Source organism: Pseudomonas cuatrocienegasensis (assembly GCF_900110925.1).
In the GTDB taxonomy this organism is placed as follows: Bacteria; Pseudomonadota; Gammaproteobacteria; order Pseudomonadales; family Pseudomonadaceae; genus Aquipseudomonas; species Aquipseudomonas cuatrocienegasensis.
Map to the genome: position 1 here is coordinate 320,003 of NZ_FOFP01000003.1, position 22,672 is coordinate 342,674.

At 64.7% G+C, this 22,672-nt stretch carries 22 protein-coding genes; 10 read left to right on the top strand and 12 right to left on the bottom strand.

The genetic code is table 11. The features are described 5' to 3' along the window. The first annotated feature begins 121 nt into the window (after positions 1-121). Positions 122-901: an exodeoxyribonuclease III gene (locus BMW49_RS06520; protein ID WP_069516524.1), complete on the top strand. Its 780-nt coding sequence runs from the start codon at positions 122-124 to the stop codon at positions 899-901. 233 nt (positions 902-1,134) lie between these two features. Here BMW49_RS06520 and BMW49_RS06525 read toward each other — a convergent pair whose 3' ends face one another. After that, a complete protein-coding gene (locus tag BMW49_RS06525; RefSeq protein ID WP_069516525.1) occupies positions 1,135-1,506 on the bottom strand; it encodes a DUF4870 domain-containing protein in 372 nt (123 codons plus the stop codon). Positions 1,507-1,533: 27 nt separating this feature from the next. Then, positions 1,534-2,256: a ribonuclease PH gene (rph, locus tag BMW49_RS06530; protein ID WP_069516526.1), complete on the bottom strand. Its 723-nt coding sequence runs from the start codon at positions 2,254-2,256 to the stop codon at positions 1,534-1,536. Positions 2,257-2,421: 165 nt separating this feature from the next. On the opposite strand from rph, the gene BMW49_RS06535 reads away from it, so the two are divergent. The 6 genes from BMW49_RS06535 to BMW49_RS06560 all read left to right on the top strand — a co-directional run bounded on the left by BMW49_RS06535 (position 2,422) and on the right by BMW49_RS06560 (position 7,714). Next, positions 2,422-3,285, top strand: a complete 864-nt coding sequence (locus tag BMW49_RS06535; RefSeq protein ID WP_069516527.1) for a YicC/YloC family endoribonuclease — start codon at positions 2,422-2,424, stop codon at positions 3,283-3,285. A 61-nt stretch (positions 3,286-3,346) separates the two neighbouring features. After that, positions 3,347-3,967: a guanylate kinase gene (gmk, locus tag BMW49_RS06540; RefSeq protein WP_069516528.1), complete on the top strand. Its 621-nt coding sequence runs from the start codon at positions 3,347-3,349 to the stop codon at positions 3,965-3,967. 106 nt (positions 3,968-4,073) lie between these two features. Then, positions 4,074-4,337, top strand: a complete 264-nt coding sequence (gene rpoZ, locus BMW49_RS06545; RefSeq protein WP_003464606.1) for a DNA-directed RNA polymerase subunit omega — start codon at positions 4,074-4,076, stop codon at positions 4,335-4,337. A gap of 60 nt (positions 4,338-4,397) precedes the next feature. Continuing rightward, positions 4,398-6,506: a bifunctional GTP diphosphokinase/guanosine-3',5'-bis pyrophosphate 3'-pyrophosphohydrolase gene (gene spoT, locus BMW49_RS06550; protein ID WP_069516529.1), complete on the top strand. Its 2,109-nt coding sequence runs from the start codon at positions 4,398-4,400 to the stop codon at positions 6,504-6,506. Positions 6,507-6,564: 58 nt separating this feature from the next. Next, complete coding sequence (locus BMW49_RS06555) at positions 6,565-6,945, top strand: RidA family protein (protein ID WP_069516530.1); 381 nt, start codon at positions 6,565-6,567, stop codon at positions 6,943-6,945. A gap of 31 nt (positions 6,946-6,976) precedes the next feature. Beyond that, entirely contained in the window at positions 6,977-7,714 is a 738-nt protein-coding gene (locus BMW49_RS06560) for a putative periplasmic lipoprotein (RefSeq protein WP_069516531.1), read from the top strand. Here the strand turns inward: BMW49_RS06560 and BMW49_RS06565 are convergent. Further along, positions 7,711-8,571 (bottom strand): NAD-dependent epimerase/dehydratase family protein, encoded by an 861-nt coding sequence (locus BMW49_RS06565; RefSeq protein WP_069516532.1) that lies wholly within the window; start codon positions 8,569-8,571, stop codon positions 7,711-7,713. The two genes, BMW49_RS06560 and BMW49_RS06565, sit on opposite strands and share 4 nt — an antisense overlap. Before the next feature lie 97 nt (positions 8,572-8,668). Here BMW49_RS06565 and BMW49_RS06570 point away from each other — a divergent pair, with 97 nt between their 5' ends. The 3 genes from BMW49_RS06570 to BMW49_RS06580 all read left to right on the top strand — a co-directional run bounded on the left by BMW49_RS06570 (position 8,669) and on the right by BMW49_RS06580 (position 13,186). Then, positions 8,669-9,595 carry a hydrogen peroxide-inducible genes activator gene (locus tag BMW49_RS06570; protein WP_069516533.1) on the top strand — a complete coding sequence of 309 codons (927 nt, stop codon included), beginning with the start codon at positions 8,669-8,671 and terminating at the stop codon, positions 9,593-9,595. A 9-nt stretch (positions 9,596-9,604) separates the two neighbouring features. Continuing rightward, complete coding sequence (gene recG, locus BMW49_RS06575; protein ID WP_069516534.1) at positions 9,605-11,680, top strand: ATP-dependent DNA helicase RecG; 2,076 nt, start codon at positions 9,605-9,607, stop codon at positions 11,678-11,680. A 102-nt stretch (positions 11,681-11,782) separates the two neighbouring features. After that, complete coding sequence (locus tag BMW49_RS06580) at positions 11,783-13,186, top strand: aminoacyl-tRNA deacylase and HDOD domain-containing protein (protein WP_069516535.1); 1,404 nt, start codon at positions 11,783-11,785, stop codon at positions 13,184-13,186. On the opposite strand, the gene BMW49_RS06585 is transcribed toward BMW49_RS06580, so the two are convergent. From BMW49_RS06585 to glcF, 9 genes are all read right to left on the bottom strand, one after another. Continuing rightward, positions 13,183-13,932 carry a hypothetical protein gene (locus BMW49_RS06585; protein WP_069516536.1) on the bottom strand — a complete coding sequence of 250 codons (750 nt, stop codon included), beginning with the start codon at positions 13,930-13,932 and terminating at the stop codon, positions 13,183-13,185. The genes BMW49_RS06580 and BMW49_RS06585 overlap by 4 nt on opposite strands. 67 nt (positions 13,933-13,999) lie before the next feature. Continuing rightward, entirely contained in the window at positions 14,000-14,392 is a 393-nt protein-coding gene (locus BMW49_RS06590) for a helicase (RefSeq protein ID WP_069516624.1), read from the bottom strand. Positions 14,393-14,519: 127 nt separating this feature from the next. After that, positions 14,520-14,792, bottom strand: a complete 273-nt coding sequence (locus BMW49_RS06595) for an HU family DNA-binding protein (protein ID WP_069516537.1) — start codon at positions 14,790-14,792, stop codon at positions 14,520-14,522. A 186-nt stretch (positions 14,793-14,978) separates the two neighbouring features. Continuing rightward, entirely contained in the window at positions 14,979-16,127 is a 1,149-nt protein-coding gene (locus tag BMW49_RS06600; protein WP_069516538.1) for an NAD(P)/FAD-dependent oxidoreductase, read from the bottom strand. Between the two features lie 167 nt (positions 16,128-16,294). Further along, positions 16,295-16,462 (bottom strand): rubredoxin, encoded by a 168-nt coding sequence (locus BMW49_RS06605; RefSeq protein WP_069516539.1) that lies wholly within the window; start codon positions 16,460-16,462, stop codon positions 16,295-16,297. A gap of 118 nt (positions 16,463-16,580) precedes the next feature. After that, positions 16,581-18,281: an L-lactate permease gene (locus BMW49_RS06610; RefSeq protein WP_069516540.1), complete on the bottom strand. Its 1,701-nt coding sequence runs from the start codon at positions 18,279-18,281 to the stop codon at positions 16,581-16,583. Between the two features lie 347 nt (positions 18,282-18,628). Continuing rightward, positions 18,629-20,806 (bottom strand): malate synthase G, encoded by a 2,178-nt coding sequence (locus BMW49_RS06615; RefSeq protein WP_069516541.1) that lies wholly within the window; start codon positions 20,804-20,806, stop codon positions 18,629-18,631. Positions 20,807-21,028: 222 nt separating this feature from the next. After that, positions 21,029-21,427: a heme-binding protein gene (locus BMW49_RS06620; protein ID WP_069516542.1), complete on the bottom strand. Its 399-nt coding sequence runs from the start codon at positions 21,425-21,427 to the stop codon at positions 21,029-21,031. Positions 21,428-21,454: 27 nt separating this feature from the next. Next, positions 21,455-22,672 carry a glycolate oxidase subunit GlcF gene (glcF, locus tag BMW49_RS06625; RefSeq protein WP_069516543.1) on the bottom strand — a complete coding sequence of 406 codons (1,218 nt, stop codon included), beginning with the start codon at positions 22,670-22,672 and terminating at the stop codon, positions 21,455-21,457.

Below are 22,672 nucleotides of genomic sequence, written 5' to 3' on the forward strand. Positions count from 1 at the left end.
CCGCTGCCGACCCCGCATGCGCACCGTCGCAAGTGCGACGAAACGTCATCAAACCCCAGGAATTTAGCTAAATTGACGTGAGCTCGGGTATCATACACGCACGTGTTTTTGGGGGCCATTTATGCGGATCATCAGTGTGAACGTGAATGGTATTCATGCTGCAGTCGAGCGCGGTTTGCTCAGTTGGCTGCAAGCACAGAATGCCGACGTCATCTGCCTGCAGGACACCCGTGCCTCCGCCTTTGAACTGGACGACCAAGCCTTCCAACTGGATGGCTATTTCCTCTATGCCTGCGATGCAGAAGTGCCCAGCCAAGGTGGCGTGGCACTCTACTCGCGGTTGCAACCCAAGGCGGTAATCAGCGGCCTCGGCTTTGAAATGGCCGATCGCTACGGGCGCTACCTGCAGGCAGATTTCGACAAAGTGAGTATCGCCACCCTGCTGCTGCCATCCGGGCTGAGCGGGGACGAGAGCTTGAACCAGAAATTCAAGTTCATGGACGATTTCACCCATTACCTGGACAAGCAGCGGCGCAAGCGCCGTGAGTACATCTATTGCGGCTCGCTCTATGTGGCGCATCAGAAGCTGGACGTGAAGAACTGGCGCGACTGCCAGCAGTCCACCGGCTTCCTTGCGCCCGAACGCGCCTGGATGGATGAAGTGACCAACACCATGGGCTATGTCGATGCCCTGCGCGAAGTCAGCCGTGAAGGCGATCAGTTCAGTTGGTGGCCGGATAACGAACAGGCCGAAATGCTCAACCTGGGTTATCGCTTCGACTACCAGCTACTGACCCCCGGCATGCGCCGCAGTGTGCGCACCGCGCGCCTGCCACGCCAGCCGCGCTTCTCCCAGCACGCCCCGCTGATGGTCGACTACGACTGGATTCTCAGCGTGTAAACGAGGGCGGTAGCCTTACTGCAATGCCTGTAGACAACAGGCATTGCAGCAGCTGGATGTGGCTTGCAGGAGCGAAGAGACGCCTAAGCCTTTATTCGCGAAGTTCGCTGCACAATCGCGAATAAATTCGCTTCTACGGGGCGCTCAGCAGTTCACTCATACTGCGCCAAACAAAAACGCCGCGACACCCATTGGGTATCGCGGCGTTTTTTTTTGCCCGCTTTGCCAGCCGATTACTTGATCAGGCGCCAGCAGAACGGATAGCGGTACGCGCGGCCTTCATTGGCCTTGATCCCGGCAATAACCGTGAGGATCAGCGCCGCGATTCCTACCAGCGCCAGCAACGGAAAGCCGATCAGCACGACCATCAGCAGGAAGCACAGGACCATCGCCAAGGCGACGCTGATCTGGAAGTTCAGCGCCTCCTTGCCCTGAGCATCAACAAAGGGATCGAGATCCTTCTTCACCTGCCAGACGATCAGCGGCCCGAGCAGGTTGCCAAACGGGAAGATCAAGCCGAGAAACGCAGCGAAGTGGCAGAACATCGCCCACTGCCGCGCCTCGCGGCTCGGAACAGGCTCGGACATGTGCGGGATCTCTTCCATGCTCAGTACTCCAGCGGCGGTTGGACTTCAGTCGAGCAGCGCGGCCTGCTGCAGTTCGAACAACTCGGTCATGCCCTTCTGTGCCAGGGCCAGCATCGCATTCAGCTCAGCCGGCTGGAACGGCGCGCCCTCGGCGGTGCCCTGCACCTCGATAAAGCCACCGCTGCTGGTCATGACCACATTGAGGTCGGTTTCCGCTGCCGAATCTTCCAGGTAGTCCAGATCGAGCACCGGCTCGCCCTGATACATACCCACGGACACCGCGGCAATCATCTGCTTGAGCGGGTCGCCGGCCTTGAGGCCGCCGCGCTTCTTCACAGCTTTCAGCGCATCGACCAGGGCCACCATAGCGCCGGTGATCGACGCGGTGCGGGTGCCACCATCAGCCTGGATCACGTCACAGTCGACATACAGGGTGATTTCCCCCAGTTTGGACATGTCCAGCGCAGCGCGCAGCGAGCGGCCGATCAGGCGCTGGATTTCCAGGGTACGCCCGCCCTGCTTGCCACGACTGGCCTCACGCTGATTACGCTCGCCGGTGGCGCGCGGCAGCATGCCGTATTCGGCGGTCAGCCAGCCCTGCCCCTGACCCTTGAGAAAACGCGGCACGCCGGATTCGACGCTGACCGTGCAGATCACCTTGGTGTCGCCAAACTCCACCAGCACCGAGCCTTCGGCGTGCTTGGTGTAGTTGCGGGTGATACGGATCGGGCGCAACTGATCGGCGGCGCGGCCACTGGGACGTTTCATCAAGGATTACCTGCTCTGAATAGAATCTGCCGGCCATTATAGGGCGCGCATCGCAGCGGCGACATGACCAATTGGGGCAGGCGACGCACTGCGCTACAATCGCCCCCTTTTTCACCGGACGGCAGCAGCATCGACGCCTGCCGCGATGTCCCGAGAGGTTTACCGATGATCCACAGCATGACGGCCTTCGCCCGTGCCGAACAGGCCGGCGCCAACGGCACCCTGAGCTGGGAACTGCGCTCGGTCAATCACCGCTACCTGGAACCCCACCTGCGCCTGCCGGAAGCCTTCCGCGACCTCGAAGGCGCGGTGCGCGAAGCGCTGCGCAATGGCCTGTCGCGCGGCAAGGTCGAGTGCACCCTGCGCTTTAGCGACGACAACACCGGCAAAGCCCTGCAGGTCGACCTGGAGCGCGCCACCCAGCTGGTCGCAGCCGCCGAACGGGTTGCCGGCCTGATCAAGCAACCCGCCGCACTCAACCCGCTGGAAGTGCTCGGCTGGCCCGGCGTATTGGTGGCCGATGCCGCCGACCCACAAGCCCTGAACCAGAGCGCCCTGGCGCTGTTCACCCAGGCGCTGAATGAGCTCAAGAGCGGCCGCGCCCGCGAAGGTGCCGAGCTGGCCCGCCTGCTCAATGAGCGCCTGGATGCGATTACCGAGCAGGTCGTCGCGCTGCGCGAGCTGGTGCCGCAGATGCTTGAGGCCCAGCGCCAGAAAGTCCGCGACCGTTGCGCCGAACTGCAGGTCGAGCTGGACCCGCAGCGCCTCGAACAGGAACTGGTGATGCTGGCGCAGAAAAGTGATGTCGCCGAAGAACTGGACCGCCTCAGCACCCACGTCAGCGAAGTGCGCCGGGTGCTGGCCAGCCCAGGCGCCGCCGGGCGCCGCCTGGACTTCCTGATGCAGGAGCTCAACCGCGAGGCCAATACCCTAGGTTCCAAGGCATTCGACACCCGCAGCACCCAGGCCGCAGTCAATCTCAAGGTGCTGATCGAGCAGATGCGCGAACAGGTGCAGAACATCGAATAAGCGCCACGCCCGCCATGGCCGCGTGGCGGCCTTTTACCCACACGATTTTCAGGATGCTTCCATGAGCCTCACCACCGGCACTCTCTATATCGTCTCCGCCCCCTCCGGCGCCGGCAAGACCAGCCTGGTCAAGGCGCTGATCGACAGCGAGCCGAACATTCGCGTGTCGGTCTCGCACACCACCCGCGCCATGCGCCCGGGCGAAAACGACGGAGTCAATTACCACTTCGTCAGCCACGCACAGTTCGGCGCCATGCTCGAGCGCAACGAATTTCTCGAACATGCCCAGGTCTTCGACAACCTCTACGGCACCTCGCAAACCTGGGTCGAGCAGACCCTGGCCGAAGGCTTCGACCTGATCCTGGAAATCGACTGGCAGGGCGCGCAGCAGGTGCGCAAGCTGATGCCCCAGGCGCGTTCGATCTTCATCCTGCCGCCGACCCAGGAAGCGCTGCGCCATCGCCTGACCAACCGTGGCCAGGACAGCAGCGAGATCATCGAGCGGCGCATGCGCGAGGCCGTCAATGAAATGAGCCACTATGTCGAGTACGACTACTTGGTGATCAACGATGACTTCGCCCACGCCCTGAGCGACCTGAAGGCGATCTTCCGGGCCAATCAACTGGCGCAGGCCACCCAACAGCAGCGCCATGCCGGCCTGCTCGGCGAGCTGTTGGCCTGAGCAGCGCGAAAACAGTGCTTCCCTTAATGCTGGTGATTTTTTAGACTATCCAGTCCGCTCGCCCATCCGGGCCCAGCTTCATATCGCATTTGCTACGAGGAACACCATGGCCCGCGTTACCGTTGAAGATTGCCTGGACAACGTCGATAACCGCTTCGAGCTGGTCATGCTCGCCACCAAGCGTTCGCGCCAACTGGCCACCGGCGGCAAAGAGCCGAAGGTAGCCTGGGAAAACGACAAGCCGACCGTGGTTGCCCTGCGCGAAATCGCTGCCGGCCTGGTTGACTATGACGTCATCGCTCAGGACGACATCGTCGAAGAAGAACCGCTGTTTGCCGCATTCGAGGAAGAGGCTAACGAGCCTCTGTAAGCCTATGCCGGGTCGACGTCGTCAGGCGCAGGGTCATCCAGCGCGGCAGGGGGTAGCCCGATGCCGAGCATAGACGCCCTCGCCGATCGACTTTCCGGCTACCTCGGCAGCGACCAGGTCAACCTGGTCCGCCGCGCTTACTTCTACGCCGAACAAGCCCACGACGGCCAACGCCGTCGCAGCGGCGAAGCCTACGTCACCCACCCGCTTGCGGTGGCGTGCATTCTGGCTGACATGCACATGGACCATCAGAGCCTGATGGCCGCCATGCTGCATGACGTGATCGAAGACACCGGTATCGCCAAGGAAGCCCTGCATGCGCAGTTTGGCGAGTCCGTGGCCGAGCTGGTCGATGGTGTCAGCAAGCTGACCCAGATGAACTTCGAGACCAAGGCCGAGGCCCAGGCCGAAAACTTCCAGAAGATGGCCATGGCCATGGCCCGCGACATTCGCGTGATCCTGGTCAAGCTGGCCGACCGCCTGCACAACATGCGCACCCTGGAAGTGCTGTCCGGCGAGAAGCGCCGGCGCATTGCCAAGGAAACCCTGGAAATCTACGCACCCATCGCCAACCGTCTGGGCATGCACAGCATGCGCGTGGAGTTCGAGGACCTGGGCTTCAAGGCCATGCACCCGATGCGTGCCGAGCGCATCCGCGCCGCAGTGCGCCGGGCGCGTGGCAACCGCAAGGAGCTGGTCAACAAGATCGAAGAATCCCTGGTGCACTGCCTGGCCCGCGACGGCCTGGAAGGCGAAGTGCTAGGGCGCGAAAAGCACCTGTACGGCATCTACCAGAAGATGCGCGGCAAGCGCCGGGCGTTCAACGAGATCATGGACGTCTACGCGTTTCGCATCATCGTCGACAAGGTCGACACCTGCTACCGCGTGCTCGGCGCCGTGCACAACCTGTACAAGCCGCTGCCGGGGCGCTTCAAGGATTACATCGCGATCCCCAAGGCCAACGGCTACCAGTCGCTGCACACCACCCTGTTCGGCATGCACGGCGTGCCCATCGAGATCCAGATTCGCACCCGCGAGATGGAGGAGATGGCCAACAATGGCATCGCCGCGCACTGGCTGTACAAATCCAACGACGAAGACCAGCCCAAAGGCACCCACGCACGCGCACGCCAGTGGGTCAAAGGTGTGCTGGAAATGCAGCAACGTGCCGGCAACTCGCTGGAATTTATCGAGAGCGTGAAGATCGACCTGTTCCCGGACGAGGTCTACGTGTTCACCCCCAAGGGCCGCATCATGGAGCTGCCCAAGGGCTCCACGGCGGTCGACTTCGCCTATGCCGTACACACCGATGTCGGCAACACCTGCATCGCCTGCCGCATCAACCGCCGCCTGGCGCCGCTGTCGCAAGCGCTGGAAAGCGGCTCGACCGTGGAAATCGTCAGCGCCCCCGGCGCACGGCCAAACCCGGCCTGGCTGAATTTCGTGGTCACCGGCAAGGCACGCACGCACATCCGCCATGCCCTCAAGCTGCAGCGCCGCTCCGAGTCGATCAGCCTCGGCGAGCGCCTGCTGAACAAGGTGCTCACCGGCTTCGAGACACATATCGACAAGCTGTCACCTGAGCGTATCCAGGCCGTGCTCGCCGAGTACCGCCTGGAGGTGATCGAAGACCTGCTCGAAGACATTGGCCTGGGCAACCGCATGGCCTACGTGGTCGCGCGACGCCTGCTCAGCGAGGGCAACGACAGCCTGCCGAACGCCGAAGGACCGCTGGCGATCCGCGGTACCGAAGGTTTGGTGCTCAGCTACGCAAAATGCTGCACGCCGATACCAGGCGACCCGATTGTCGGCCACCTGTCGGCGGGCAAGGGCATGGTGGTGCACCTGGACAGCTGCCGGAATATCGGCGAAATCCGCCACAATCCGGAGAAGTGCATCCAGCTGTCCTGGGCCAAGGATGTGGTCGGCGAATTCAACGTCGAACTGCGCATCGAGCTGGAACACCAGCGCGGCCTGATCGCCCTGCTCGCCGGCAGCGTCAACGCCGCCGACGGCAATATCGAGAAGATCAGCATGGACGAGCGCGACGGCCGCATCAGCATCGTACAACTGGTGGTCAGCGTGCATGACCGCATCCACCTGGCCCGCGTGATCAAGAAGCTGCGTGCCCTCTCCGGGGTTATCCGCATCACTCGCGCCCGGGCCTGAATCCTTTCCCGGCAGGCATGCCCTGCCACCTTCTCGCAACCCTCTCAAGGAGCCCAGCATGAGCAAGAGCGTTATCAACAGCGACAAAGCACCGGCCGCCATCGGCACCTACTCCCAGGCGATCAAGGCCGGCAACACCGTCTATATGTCCGGGCAGATTCCGCTGGACCCGGCCACCATGGAGCTGGTCGAAGGCTTCGAGGCCCAGACCGTGCAGGTCTTCGAGAACCTCAAGGCAGTGATGGAAGCCGCTGGCGGTTCGTTCAAGGACGTGGTCAAGCTCAACATCTTCCTCACCGACCTGTCGCACTTCGCCACCGTCAACGAAGTCATGGGCCGCTACTTCCAGCAGCCCTACCCGGCGCGCGCCGCCATCGGCGTGGCCGCCCTGCCCAAGGGCGCCCAGGTCGAAATGGACGCCATTCTGGTTCTGGAATAACCGACAGGCTCACCGGCCAGGGACACCGCGCATGCGTAACCTGTTACTGATACTGGGCTGCGCAGGCCTGCTGGCCGGCTGCAGCACCCCGCCACCGCGCGACGCCAGCGGCGCCTGGATCAACCAGGCCGCCATTGATGCCGCCATGGCGGGTACGCCGCTGCGCGAGGCCCTGCTGGCCTATGGGCCGAACCTGGAATGGCAGCTCGACCCGGCCAATGGCAGCGCGCGCCTGAGCAACGGCCTCGAAGTGGCTGAGGGGCGTTTGCGCACCTTGCCGGACGGCCAGTTGCGGGTGATCTTCGCCAGCGATGACCAGGACCAACTCAGTCTCGAACAGGACAGCCTGGTGCAGGCGCCCAGTGCCAGTTGGCCGGCCCAGCGCTTCGCCCGCTCGACGCTGGAGCTGCCACCCGGCGCGCCGACCGGCAGCCGCTTCGAGCACAGCCTGTACCAGGCCTACCTGAGCGGAACCTGGCGCATCGAGCAGGGCCTCGGCCAGGGCGGACTGGTGCGCTTCGACCCCGATGGCCGGCTCGAAGGGCTGCCCGGCGCCGAGCGTTATGCGCTGTGCCTGGCCGGCGACTGCGCGGCCATGACCGGCGAGCAGGACAGCATCTGGCTGCAGCTTGGCGAACAAGGGCAGGTATGGATATTCGAGCGCGAGCAGGATCAGCTACGCCTGTTCGACGCCAACAACGCAGCGCGCCCTGACGAAGTCCCGGACTACCGCAAGGGCGAGTTACGCTGGCACCTGCAGCGCGACTAGCCAGGCAACTGCGCAAGAATCGCCGCATAACCTTCACGAAAGCTCGGGTACTGCGGCGTCCAGCCCAGGGCACGAGCGCGGGCATTGCTGCAGCGCTTGCTGCCGGCACGGCGGACCTGGGCCTCATCGCTCCAGTGACTGACGCCCAGCTGTTCACGCAGCCAGGCGACCACGTCGTGCAGCGGCGCTGGGGCATCGTCCACGCCCAGGTAGCAATCCTCAATGGCAACACCGCGCTGGTCGGCCGCCAGCAGATAGGCCAACAGACCCGCCGCGTCATCGACGTGGATGCGATTGCCATACAGCGGCGGCTCGCTGGCCACTCGATAGCCCTGGCGCACCTGATTGAGCAGCCACTGCCGACCCGGCCCGTACAACCCGGTCAAGCGCACCACGCTAGCTGGTAGGCCGCTGTGCAGCGCCAGTTGCTCGGCCTCACGCATGATCACCGCCGAGAAGCTTTGCGCCTCGACCGGCGATTGCTCATCGACCCACTCGCCCCCCTGCTGGCCATAGACCCCGCTGCTCGACACGAACAGCACGCGGCGCGGTTGCTGGCCGCGCTCGGCCAGCCAACTGAGGACATGGCGCAGGCCATCGACATAGGCCGCACGGTAACCGGCCTCATCGTGCTGGCTGGCAGCAGCGCAGTAGACCAGGTAATCCACCGTCCCGCGGGGCCAGGCCGCCGGGCATGCCGGATCATTCAAATCCGCTGGCAGCGGCTGAATAACCGCCGGTAATGCCTGCACCGAACGGCGCAAGCCATACACCGTCCAGCCCTCGGCGGCCAGGCGTACGCCCAGGCGCGAACCCACATCACCACAGCCTGCAATCACCACCACGGGATTAACCATTCGCTACTCCATCAATTCTCAAGGAAACTCAGTTTAGCCCGGTTGGTTGATTGCATTGCAAAGGCTATGCTTGGTCGCAATTTAATGGATAAACACTATGACCCTGACCGAACTGCGCTACATCGTCACCCTCGCCCAGGAACAACACTTCGGCCGCGCAGCCGAACGCTGCCATGTCAGCCAGCCAACCCTGTCGGTGGGCGTGAAGAAGCTCGAGGACGAGCTGGGCGTGCTGATCTTCGAGCGCAGCAAAAGCGCGGTGCGCCTGACGCCGGTGGGCGAAGGCATCGTCACCCAGGCGCAGAAGGTGCTCGAGCAGGCCCAGGGCATCCGTGAACTGGCCCAGGCTGGCAAAAACCAGCTCGCCGCACCGCTGAAGATTGGTGCCATCTACACCGTCGGCCCCTACCTGTTCCCGCACCTGATCCCGCAGCTGCATCGGGTGGCCGAGCAGATGCCACTGTATATCGAAGAAAATTTCACCCACGTGCTGCGCGACAAGCTGCGCACCGGCGAGCTGGACGCGATCATCATCGCCCTGCCGTTCCAGGAAGCCGACGTGCTGACCCTGCCGCTCTACGATGAGCCGTTCTACGCGCTGCTGCCGGCCGGCCACCCCTGGGCGAAGATGGAGACCATCGACAGCAAGCTGCTCAACGACAAGAGCCTGCTGCTGCTCGGTGAAGGCCACTGCTTCCGTGACCAGGTGCTGGAAGCCTGCCCAACCCTGCGCAAGGGCGGCGAAGAACACGCCAAACACACCACCGTGGAATCCAGCTCGCTGGAGACCATCCGCCACATGGTTGCCTCCGGCCTGGGTGTGTCGATCCTGCCCTTCTCGGCAGTCGACAGCCACCACTACGCCCCCGGCGTGATCGAAGTGCGCCCGCTGAGCCCACCGGCGCCGTTCCGCACCGTGGCGATTGCCTGGCGCGCCAGCTTTCCGCGGCCCAAGGCGATCGAGATCCTCGCCGACTCGATCCGCCTGTGCTCGGTGGCCCGCCCGCATCCTGCCAAAGCCTAAGGCCCGCCGATGAGTGAGCTGGCCACGGTTTCCGTCACCGCGCTCAAGGGCGTGGGCGCCGCCCTGGCCGAGAAGCTCGCCAAGGTGGGCCTGGAAACCCTGCAGGATGTGCTGTTCCACCTGCCGCTGCGCTACCAGGACCGCACCCGCATTGTGCCCATCGGTGAACTGCGCCCCGGCCAGGATGCGGTGGTCGAAGGCACGGTGGCCGGCGCCGATGTGGTCATGGGCAAACGCCGCAGCCTGCTGGTGCGCCTGCAGGATGGCAGCGGCACCCTGAGCCTGCGCTTCTACCACTTCAGCAATGCGCAGAAGGAAGGCCTCAAGCGCGGCACCCAGGTGCGCTGCTACGGCGAAGTGCGCCCAGGCTCCTCCGGGTTGGAGATTTACCACCCCGAGTACCGTGCGCTGTCGGGCAGCGAGTCGATTGCCGTGGAGCAGACCCTCACGCCGATCTACCCGACCACCGAAGGCCTCACCCAGCAGCGCCTGCGCAGCCTCAGCGAGCAAGCCCTGGCCCGTCTCGGCCCGCACAGCCTGCCAGACTGGCTACCGGCCGAGCTGGCCCGCGAGCACGGCCTCAGCCCGCTGGACCAGGCCCTGCGCTACCTGCACCGCCCACCACCGGACGCCGACCTGGACGAACTCGCCGAAGGCCGCCACTGGGCGCAGCACCGCCTGGCATTCGAGGAATTGCTCACCCATCAGCTCTCGCTGCAGCGCCTGCGCGAGAGCGTGCGCGCCTTGCAGGCGCCGGCGCTGCCCGTGGCCAAGCGCTTACCTGAGCAGTTTATTGCCGGCCTGGGCTTTCAGCCCACGGGCGCGCAACGTCGCGTGGGCGCCGAGATTGCCTACGACCTCAGCCAGGACGAACCGATGTTGCGCCTGGTGCAGGGCGATGTCGGTGCCGGCAAGACCGTGGTCGCCGCCTTCGCCGCATTGCAGGCGCTGGAGGCCGGTTATCAGGTGGCGCTGATGGCACCGACGGAAATTCTCGCCGAGCAGCACTTCCTCAACTTCACCCGCTGGTTGCAGCCGCTGGGCGTGGAGACCGCCTGGCTGGCCGGCAAGCTCAAGGGCAAGGCCCGCGCCAGCGCCCTGGAGCAGATCGCCAGCGGCGTGCCCATGGTGGTCGGCACCCACGCGCTGTTTCAGGACGAAGTGACGTTCAAGCGCCTGGCCCTGGTGATCATCGACGAGCAGCACCGCTTCGGCGTGCAGCAGCGCCTGGCCCTGCGCCAGAAAGGTGTGGGCGGGCGCATGTGCCCGCACCAGCTGATCATGACCGCCACACCGATACCGCGCACCCTGGCCATGAGCGCCTACGCCGACCTCGACACCTCGATCCTCGACGAGCTGCCGCCGGGGCGCACCCCGGTCAACACCCTGGTGATCGCCGACAGCCGCCGCCTGGAAGTGGTCGAACGGGTGCGCTCGGCGTGCAACGAAGGCCGCCAGGCCTACTGGGTCTGTACGCTGATCGAAGAATCCGAAGAGCTGACCTGCCAGGCCGCCGAGACCACCTACGAAGACCTGGTCGCGGCCCTCGGCGGGCTGCATGTCGGCTTGATCCACGGGCGCATGAAGCCGGCGGAAAAAGCCGCGGTGATGGACCGCTTCAAGCAGGGCCAGTTGCAGCTGCTGGTGGCCACCACGGTGATCGAAGTCGGCGTCGACGTACCGAATGCCAGCCTGATGATCATCGAAAACCCCGAGCGCCTGGGCCTGGCGCAGCTGCACCAGTTGCGCGGCCGCGTCGGCCGGGGCAGCGCCGCCAGCCATTGCGTGCTGCTCTATCACCCGCCGCTGTCACAACTGGGCCGTGAACGTCTGGGTATCATGCGTGAGACCTGCGATGGTTTCGTGATCGCCGAAAAGGATCTGGAGCTGCGCGGCCCGGGTGAAATGCTCGGCACCCGGCAAACCGGCCTGCTGCAATTCAAGGTTGCCGACCTGATGCGTGACGCCGACCTGCTGCCGGCGGTGCGTGACGCCGCACAAACGCTGCTGGCCGACTGGCCGCAACACGTCAGCCCATTGCTTGACCGCTGGCTGCGACATGGTCAGCAATATGGCCAAGTCTGAAGCCGAGCCGGCCAGGGGCGTTTATACTGCTGGCCAGTGCAGACGTATTATCCGGGGTGTTGCAACCCTTACGACCCGCCTTTCTTTCAGCTGGACACCGTTATGACCGACCTAGCCCTTGCGCCCGACGCCACGCCGCAGCCGCCTGCGGTGATCCTGCAACTGCTTGAGAAACTGGGCCTGGGTTATCAGGTGCGTTGCGCGACGGCAGAGCTGCCTGCCGCACAGCGCCTGCAGGCCGTGCTGGTCGATGATGCGGTCGGCGCCCTGCTGGTACTGTTCCCGCAGAGCCAATTGCTCGACCTCAACCGCCTGGCCGAGCTGACCGGGCGCCAGTTGACGGCCGTCAAACCGGAACGCCTTGAGCGCATGCTCAGCAAGCACCAGTTGCGTGTTCTGCCGGGCCTGCCACCGCTGACCAGCTCGCCGTGCCTGTACGACGAGCGCCTGCTGCAGGTGCCCAGCCTGTTCGTCGAATCCGGGCAGCCTGGCGTGCTGCTCGAACTGAGCACCGAAGCCTTCAAAAACCTGCTGAGCAAGGCCAGTGCCGCGCGCTTCGGTGAGCCAGTAAGCGCCATCCGTTTGAACCTCGACCGCCCCGGTGACGACCGCGCCGAAATTACCCAGGCGGTCCAGGCGTTCACCGCCCGACGGATCCAGCAGCGCCTGGAAGAAACCATTGAAATTCCGCCGCTGCCGGCCACTGCGCAGAAGATCATCAAACTGCGCGTCGACCCGGACGCCACCGTCGACGACATCACCGGCGTGGTCGAGACCGACCCGGCCCTCGCCGCCCAGGTAGTCAGTTGGGCCGCCTCGCCGTTCTACGCCGCGCCCGGCAGAATCCGCTCGGTGGAGGACGCCATCGTCCGCGTGCTGGGCTTCGACCTGGTGATCAACCTGGCCCTCGGCCTGGCCCTGGGCAAGACCCTCAGCCTGCCGCGCGACAATCCCCAGCAGGCCACGCCCTACTGGCAGCAGTCGATCTACACCGCCGCCGTGATCGAGGGTCTGACCCGCGCGATTCCACGGGCACAGCGTCCGGAAGCAGGGCTGACCTACCTGGCCGGCCTGCTGCACAACTTCGGCTACCTGGTGCTGGCGCATGTCTTTCCGCCGCATTTCTCGCTGATCTGCCGGCATCTGGAGGTCAACCCGCACCTCTCACACAGCTATGTCGAGCAGCACTTGCTGGGGATTACCCGCGAGCAGATCGGCGCCTGGCTGATGCGCCACTGGGACATGCCCGAAGAGCTGGCCAGCGCCCTGCGCTTCCAACAGGACCCGCGCCATAGCGGCGACCTGGCGGTTTACCCGAATCTGGTGTGCCTGGCAGTCAGCCTGTTGCGCAATCGGGGTATTGGCGCAGGGCCGCAGCGCGAGATTCCCCAGTCGTTGTTCGATGCCCTGTCCTTGACCCGCGAAAAAGCCGACGAGGCCGTGAGCAAGGTACTCACCGCCGAGGCAGCATTGCGTGAACTGGCGTCGCAGTTTCAGCCCGGCTAATTAGCTGCCCGGATCGCCTGTCGCCGCTCGGCGAACAGGCTCGGCAGCACCTCGGCGCTGCGCGTCAGCAGGCGCGCCACCACGGCTGACTCGTAGAGCGCGGCATAGGCCGCCAGGTCAGCGCTGGGCATCTGCCGGTAGGCAAATAGCATGAAGGACTCCACCGCAGTCGCACTCGACTGGCGCAGCACCTTGGCCTGCTCGGCGGTCTGTTTGCTCAACGCCTGTTCATCGAGGTTTTCGCCGCGCGCCTTGAGTGCCAGCAGCGCCTGAGTCTTGCCCACCTCGTAGCGCAATAGCGCGGCCAGCGCCGTGGTGTGGGCCGCCGCATCCAGACGCCGCACCAGGTCGAGGCGCGCCTGCAACGGTGCCTGCTCAAGTAGCTGGGCGCGGTACTGCGCCAGTGCTTCGCCGCCGCCCTCACCCACCGCCCGCTCGGCTGCCGTGAAACGCTGGGCCAGGTCGCTGTCCAGCAACTGCCGAGCCTGCTGCAACTCCGTTGCTGAAAACTCGCCGCTCAGTTGCCTGGCCAGGTCGGCACAGAGCGCGTCGGCAGTGAATGCCTGCCCCAGTGGCCGTTGCTGTGCCTCCGTCAGGCCTCGCGCCACCAGTGGTTCGGCCTGTTCGCAGAGCAGGCTGATACCCGCCAGCTCGAACACCGGGGCGAAAGTATCCGCTGCTACAGGCGCAGCGCGCGACAGCTCGACAACGAATAACAGGGACAAAGGCAGCAAGAGTGCACGCATGACAGGCCTTCCTTATGACTGCCACCAGCATAGGGGCTGGCAGTCAGCCCCAGCAACCCGCAGCGGCTCAGGCTGCTTTTTGCGGGCTCGGTTTCTTCTTCGGGCTCAGGTACTTGGTCAGGCCCTGGAACCACAGCACCAACGCCGGGTTGCCCTGGATCTGGATGTCCTTGTTCTGAATGCCCTGCATGAATGCGAGCTGCTTGTTCTTCGCGGTCAGGGTGGCAAAGCCGTAGGCAGCGTCCTTGAAGCCCAAAGCGAACGCTGGTTCGTCGGCCAGGCCACGACGGCTGCTGATACGCAGGTCCTTGACGATAAAGTGCCGGGCAATACGGCCATCGAGGGTGTGCAGCTGGAACACCAGGTCGCGCCCCTCAAGCTGTTTCTGGAATGCCGGGTTGTCCCGACTGGCCTTGGCCATCAGGCGGCCCAGCATCCACAGGAGAAAACGAAATTTCATGCGCGCGGCCTCGGCGGGATAAAGGAGAAAGCGAGGCATTGTAGCGACTTGCTGCAGTGACTGAAGCGTCACGAACGAGCCGCTTGCGGTAAAGCACCCGGGGCCTGGCAGCCCCGGGCCGTGCGGCTCAGTTAACCGCGTCCTTCAGGGACTTGCCCGGTTTGAAGGCGACGGTATTGCTGGCCTTGATCTTCACCGGTTCCCCGGTTTGCGGGTTTTTGCCGGTGCGTGCACCCCGGTGACGTTGCAGGAAGGTGCCGAAACCGACCAACGTGACACTGTCCTTGCGGTTCAGTGCATGGGTGATTTCTTCCAGCACGGCGTTGAGTACGCGGTTAGCTTGATCCTTGGTCAGATCAGCCTTTTCGGCGATAGCGGCGGCGAGTTCCGGTTTACGCATAAATGCCTCTTAGACGGTTTTTTGTTGTTGTGTCCGTGCTGCTCTTCAGAACAGCGCCCAAGGCGCCGCAACAGCTCTGCGCTGCGGCAGACTGAGGGAGAATGGCACGCCATTGGGGGAGGCGCCAGTAGGTGCCCCTGCTTTAGCGCAGCAAGATTGTGGCGTATCCGACAGAACGCCTGACGTTTATGCCAGCAGCGCCGGCAGCAGCTTGTTCAGGGCCAGTTTTTCCTGCACCGCGGCCCCGGTCAGGGCATAGCCCAGCAGGCTGCCATCGGCGGCCAGACAGCGCGCGCGGATGTCCGCAGCAGCGCCTTCGACATGCCACTGGCCCTGCATGCCCTGGGGCGGTGGCGAGACCACCAGCGGGCAGACCGGGGTCTTTACGGTGATCGGCATGGCGCCATAGCTGACCGTCGTCGCGTTGCCCGCCAACGTCTGCGCCAGGGCTCGCGCGCAGGCCATCAGCGGCATCACGTAGAGCAGGTTGAGGCCATCGACCTCGGCGCAGTCACCCAGGGCGTGGATATTGGCGTGGCTGGTACGCAGCAGGCGATCGACCACCACCCCGCGGTTCACCGCCAAGCCGGCAGCTGCGGCCATGTCGGTACGCGGACGCAAGCCCACGGCCGAGAGCACCAGGTCGCAGGCAATCACCTGGCCATCGGACAAATGCGCCTGCAAGCCGTCACCGTCACGCTCCAGGCGCAGCAGCACCGGCCCGAGGTGGAAACGCGCGCCGAGCCCTTCGAGGCCCGCTTGCACCGCCGCGGCTGCGGCAGGTGGCAAGAGCGCCGGCATCACCTGCTCGCACGGGGCGACCAGCTCGACCTGATAACCACCCAGCAGCAGGTCATTGGCGTACTCGCAGCCGATCAGGCCGACGCCGAGGATCAGCACGCGCTGCTTGCCCGCGGCGGCCTGGCGAAAGCGTGCGTAGTCTTCCAGGTCATTGACCGGGTAGAGCGCATCCTGGGCGTCGCCCTCGACAGGGGGACGAATGACTTCAGCGCCCCAGGCCAGCACCAGATCGCGGTACGGCTGGGCCTCCTCGCCGATCCAGATCTGCCGGTGGCCGGGGTCGATGCCGGTGATGCGCGTGTGGGTGCGCACTTCGGCATTCAGTTGCTCGGCCATGGCGCCGGGCTCGGCCATGCTCAGGCTGTCGGCATCCTTGCCCTTGGCGAAGCCGGTGGAGAGCATCGGTTTGGAATAGGAGCGCCCGTCATCGGCACTGATCAGCAGCAGCGGCGTGTCGCTGTCGAGCTTGCGGAACTCGCGCGCCAGGTTATAGCCCGCCAGGCCCGTTCCCACGATCACCACCGGTGCACTCATCAGACTGTTCTCCTAACCCACGCCAAGACGACCGCCACGGCGAAGGCCGCGCGACAAAGGCGCTGATAATAAAGCAATGATCAAACCGCTGCGCGCAGGGCAGACGGGACACACGCAGGGACGCGCGTGGAACCCACTGCACCCGGGCGGATGCAGTGGGGCATGGGTCAGACGATTTCGATCATCTCGAAATCCATCTTGCCGACGCCGCAGTCGGGGCACAGCCAGTCGGCCGGTACATCTTCCCAGCGAGTACCGGGGGCGATGCCGTCGTCCGGCCAGCCGTCACGCTCGTCGTAGATCAGCCCACAGACCACACATTGCCACTTTTTCATAACCACCTCAGGCATCTCTCACGGATGTTGCGCGGGCACGCTACCGCAATTGGGCGTGCCCGCCAAGCGGACACGCCGTCCGGTGCAGCGCGCCCTCGCCCGCGCGGGACGCCTGGTGTCAGGACGCGCCCACCAGCGGGTCGCTGATGTCCATGCCGTACATCGCCAGCATGGTCAGGCTGCCTGCCGCCAGGAGGTAGTACAGAGTCGGCAGCATGGTTTTGCGCAGGGTGATGCCTTCGCGACCGAGCAGGCCCACCGTGGCCGAGGCCGCCACCACGTTGTGGATGGCGATCATGTTGCCTGCTGCCGCACCTACCGACTGCGCGGCCACCATCATCGCGCCGGAAACCCCGAGCAGCTCGGCAGCGTTGAACTGGAACTGCGAGAGCATCAGGTTAGACACGGTGTTGGAACCGGCGATAAAGGCCCCCAGGGCCCCGACAGCCGGCGCGAAGAACGGGTAGATACCGCCCACGCTATCAGCCACCAGTTGGGCCATGGCCACCGGCATGGACATCAGGTCCGAACCGTTGACCCCCGAGTTGATCAGGATGCGCACCATCGGGATGGTGAAGATCAGCACGAAACCGGCACCGAGCAGGGTCTTGCTCGACTCGCTGATCGCCGCGGTCAACTCACGCATACGCATGCGGTGCAGAAAGAAAGTGATCAGCACGACAATGCAGAGAATACCGCCCGGCAGGTACAGCGGCTCGATGGTGCCCGAGACGCCGGTTTCACCGAGGATGTCCTTCCAGCCGAAGCTCAGCGACATCATCGCGGCCTTGAGCTGCGGGAATACCCGCGAGGCCACCAGGAAAACCGCCAGCAGCAGATACGGCGCCCAGGCCATTGGTACGGAGATTGGCGTCTTGCCGGCCACTTCCTCGATCTTCATCTCGATCTTGCCCATCCAATCGGACGGCCACTCATGAGCCGGGGCGAAATCCCAGGTGTCCTTGGGCAGCAGGAAGCCTGCCTTGGCGGCCGGTACCACAATGGCCAGGCCCACCAGCGCGCCGATAATCGACGGGAACTCAGGGCCGAGGAACACACCGGCCGCCATGTACGGCACCGAGAAGCAGATGGCAGTGAAGATGGCGAACGGCGCAACGGCCAGGCCTTCCTTCCACGACTGATTCTTGCCGAAGAAGCGGGTCATGATCATCACCATGATCAGCGGCATAAAGATGCCGATCAGGCCGTGGGTAATCGCCACGCGCGAGTAGATCAGGTGGAACAGCACCTCCCAATTGCTGCCCACGGCGAGCAGTTGCTCACTGATGCCGGTCTTGTCCAGGCCGGACCCCACGCCGACCAGGATAGGCGTGCCCACCGCACCGAACGACACCGGCGTGGACTGCACCATCATGCCCAGTACCACCGCGGCCAACGCCGGGAACCCCAGCGCTACCAGCAACGGCGCGGCCACAGCGGCGGGCGTGCCGAAGCCTGATGCGCCTTCGATAAAGCAGCCGAACAGCCAGGCCACGATCAGCGCCTGCACCCGGCGGTCCGGAGTGATATTGGCGAAGCCGCGACGAATCGCGCTGATGCCACCGGAGTGCTTGAGGGTGTTGAGCAGCAGGATCGCCCCGAAGATGATCCACAGGATTGCCGCGGTGAGGATCAGACCTTGCAAACTGGATGCGATGACCCGGTTGAAGGACATGTCCCAGGCGGTCAAGCCGATCACGGCGGTGAGCAGAAAGACCACCGGCATGGCGTATTTGGCTGGCCAGCGGAAGCCGATCAGTAGCACGCCTGCCAGCACCAGTGGCACAAAGGCCAGGATGGACAGCATTGTTTGACTCATGGGTTGGTTCCTTTTTCTTTTTGTGAACCACAGTTTCCCGGGTTATCCCGGCGCCACGCATCTGGAACGCAGGTTCTCTGCGCCCCGTGAGCCGTGCCGGCGAGGGTTACCCACCGTCACACTCATGCTCGAAAGCCCCGACGGCCAGAAGCCGTCGGGGCTGATGTTGCTGTACGTCCACCAGGCGGGAGGCTGTCGCGGCTAAAGCCCACGGTGACAACTGTTTCCCGTGGGAGGGGCTTTAGCCGCGACGCTTTCGGCGCTTTCAATGACTATCGCGAATAAAGGCTGGGCGCCCCCTTCGCTCCTACAAGGATTCGCCACCGGCTCAGCTATTGCTTTCCTGCTCAGCCCTCCTGCTTAAAGCGCAGACGCCAGGCGTGCAGCAGCGGTTCGGTGTAGCCGGACGGTTGCTCGCGGCCCTTGAACACCAGGTCGCTGGCGGCCTGGAATGCGGCCGAGCCTGCAAAATTCGCAACCATCGGGCGATACAGCGGGTCACCGGCGTTCTGCTGGTCGACCACCTTGGCCATGCGCTCCAGGGTTTCGCGCACCTGCTCCTCGCTGACCACACTGTGGTGCAGCCAGTTGGCGATGTGCTGGCTGGAAATACGCAGGGTCGCGCGGTCTTCCATCAGGCCGACGTTGTGGATATCCGGCACCTTCGAGCAACCGACGCCCTGCTCCACCCAGCGCACCACGTACCCGAGGATGCCCTGGCAGTTGTTGTCCAGCTCCTGCTGGATATCCACGGCGGCCCAGGTCGGCTCGGCGGCGACCGGCACGCTGAGCAGGTCATTGAGCAGGCTGTCGCGCTGGGCATCGAGGTCGATCAGTTCCAGCTCCTGCTGCACGGCCTGCACATCGACCTGGTGGTAGTGCAGCGCGTGCAACACGGCGGCGGTCGGCGACGGCACCCAGGCGGTGTTGGCACCGGCCTTGGGGTGACCGATCTTCTGCACCAGCATGTCGGCCATCAGGTCGGGCATGGCCCACATGCCCTTGCCGATCTGAGCACGACCACGCAGGCCGCAATTGAGGCCGACCAGCACGTTGTTGCGCTCGTAGGCCTGAATCCACTTAGTGGTTTTCATGTCGCCCTTGCGCAGCATCGCGCCAGCTTCCATGGCCGTGTGCATTTCGTCGCCGGTGCGGTCGAGGAAACCGGTGTTGATAAACGCCACCCGTGCAGACGCCGCGCCGATACAGGCTTTGAGGTTGACGCTGGTGCGCCGCTCCTCGTCCATGATGCCCATTTTCAGGGTGTGGCGTGGCAACTTGAGCAGGTCCTCGACGCGGCCGAACAGCTGGTCGGCGAAGGCCACTTCGGCCGGGCCGTGCATCTTTGGCTTGACGATGTAGACGCTGCCGGTGCGCGAGTTGCCCTGGCGCTTGAGGTCGTGCAGGGCGATCAGGCTGGTCATTACGCCATCGAGGATACCTTCAGGGATTTCGTGGCCTTCGCCATCGAGGATCGCCGGGTTGCTCATCAAGTGGCCGACGTTGCGCACGAACAACAGCGAGCGACCATGCAGGCTGAGGCTGGAGCCGTCGGCGGCGGTGTACAGGCGGTCAGGGTTGAGGCGACGGGTGATGCGCTTGCCGCCCTTGTCCAGTTCCTCGGTCAGGTCGCCCTTCATCAGGCCCAACCAGTTGCGGTAGATCACCACCTTGTCGTCGGCATCCACCGCCGCCACCGAGTCTTCACAGTCGAGGATGGTCGACAGCGCGGCTTCGATCAGCAGATCCTTGACCCCGGCCGTATCGGTCTGGCCGATCAGGCTGCTCGGGTCGATCTGGATCTCTACGTGCAGGCCATTGTTCTTCAGCAGGATCGCACTCGGCTGGGCGCTGTCGCCCTGGAACCCGATGAATTTTTCCGGCTGCTTGAGGCCGCTGTGCGCCCCGCCTGCCAGCACCACCTGCAACTGACCATCGACGATCTGATAGCTGCGCGCATCGGCGTGGCTGCCACTGGCCAGCGGCGCCGCCTGGTCGAGGAAGGCACGGGCGAAGGCGATAACCTTGGCGCCGCGCACCTGGTTGTAGCCGGGGCCTTTGCTGGCGCCATCGGCTTCGCTGATCGCATCGGTGCCGTAGAGCGCGTCGTACAGCGAACCCCAGCGGGCGTTGGCGGCGTTCAGCGCGTAGCGCGCGTTCATCACCGGCACCACCAGTTGCGGGCCGGCCTGGCTGGTGATTTCGCTGTCGACATTCGCCGTGCTGGCGCGCACCTGGGCCGGCTGCGGCTGCAGATAGCCGATGGACTCAAGGAAGCTGCGGTAAGCCGGCATGTCGCGTACCGGGCCGGGGTTGGCGCGGTGCCAGCCATCCAGTTCGGCCTGCAGGCGATCGCGTTCGGCCAGCAGCGCGCGGTTCTCGGGCGCCAGGTCATGCACCAGGGCGTCGAAGCCGGCCCAGAAAGCCTCGCGGTCCAGGCCGGTGCCAGGCAGCACTTCTTCGTCGACGAAACGTTGCAGGTTGGCGGCCACTTGCAGGCGCTGGCAGTTTACGCGGTCGGTCATCATGGTTCTCCTGTTGGACTGCCCGCGCTGCGAAGGCTGGGGCTAAATTCGTGAGTAGGAGCCGGCAAGCCGGCCTCTACGCGTTTAACGCTGTTTCTGAGCGAGCCATGGCATCAATGTAGGAGCGAATTTATTCGCGAAATTCGCGACACCATCGCGAATAAAGGCTAGGCGCCCCCTTCGCTCCTACAAAAGCGCACATGGGCGTAACCGTCGCTAGGGTTAAAGCGCCGCAGCGCCGGCCTTGGCCACCTGGGCGTCCTGGTCGGCCTTCACGCCCGACACGCCCACCGCCCCGACCACCTGGCCATCGACCAGCACCGGCACACCGCCTTCCAACGAGGTCACCAGCGGCGCGGAGAGAAACGCACTGCGCCCGCCGTTGACCATGTCTTCGTAACCTTTGCTATCACGGCGGCCGAGGGCCGAGGTGCGCGCCTTTTCGGTGGCGATGTAGGCGCCAATGGGGGCGCAACCGTCGAGACGCTCCAGGGCCAGCGGGTGGCCACCGTCATCGACCACGGCGATGCTCACGGCCCAGTTGTTGGCCTGGGCCTCGGCGCGCGCGGCGGCGAGGATGCGGGTCACTTCGGTCTGGCTGAGTACGGCTTTGCTGAGCATGTTCTGTCCTCTGATAAGTAAGGGGGTTCAAGCCATCGCGTCTTCGACCAGCTCGATCCAGTGGCGCACCGGGGTGCGCCCCGCGCCGTCGAGGTGGGTCTGGCAGCCGATATTGGCGGTGGCGATGACCTGGGGTTTGCCGCTCTCCAGCGCGGTAAGTTTGTTGTCACGCAGCTGCCGTGACAGCACCGGCTGGGTCAGCGAATAGGTACCGGCCGAACCACAGCACAGGTGACTGTCGGGCACGGCGGTGAGGCTGAAGCCCAGGCGGGTGAGCACGTCTTCGACGGCGCCACCGAGCTTCTGCGCGTGTTGCAGGGTGCAGGGGCAATGGAAGGCCAGGCGCAGATCGCTGGCCACGCCCAGGGCTTCCAGGGGTTCGCCGCGCAGCACTTCGACCAGGTCCTTGGCCCGGGCGCTGACCTGGGCGGCCTTGGCCGCGTAGGCCGGATCATCCTTAAGCAGGTGACCGTATTCCTTGACGAAGGCACCGCAGCCACTGGCGGTCTGCACGATGGCCTCGGCACCGGCTTCGAGCGCCGGCCACCAGGCATCGATGTTGCGCCGCGCGCGTTCCAGGCCCTGCTCCTGCGCATTCAGGTGATAGTCCACGGCGCCGCAGCAACCGGCCTCGCGGATCGGCGTGACGCTGATCCCCAGGCGGTCGAGCACCCGCGCGGTGGCGGCATTGGTATTGGGCGACAGCCCCGGCTGCACGCAGCCTTCGAGCATCAGCACGCGGCGGGCGTGCTGCACGGCGGGGCGCGCCTTGGCTGGCTGCGCAGTGCGCGGCAACTTGGCCTTGAGCGACGCCGGCAGCAGCGGGCGGAACACCTGGCCGAGCTGGGTCAGCCCCTTGAACAGCGCCGGACGCGGCACCACGGCGCGCAGGCCTTCACGCAGCATGCGCTGCTCCAATGGCCGTGGCACGGCGGCATCGACCACTGCGCGGCCGATATCCAGCAGGTTGTGGTACTGCACGCCCGATGGACAGGTGGTTTCGCAGTTGCGGCAAGTCAGGCAGCGGTCCAGGTGCAGCTGGGTCTTGGCAGTGACCTCGTTGCCCTCCAGCACCTGCTTGATCAGGTAGATGCGCCCACGCGGGCCATCGAGTTCATCGCCCAGCAGTTGATAGGTCGGGCAGGTGGCGTTGCAAAAGCCGCAGTGCACGCACGAGCGCAGGATGCGTTCGGCTTCTTCGCCGCGCGGCAACTGCTTGGCCTGTTCGCTCAGGTTGGTTTGCAT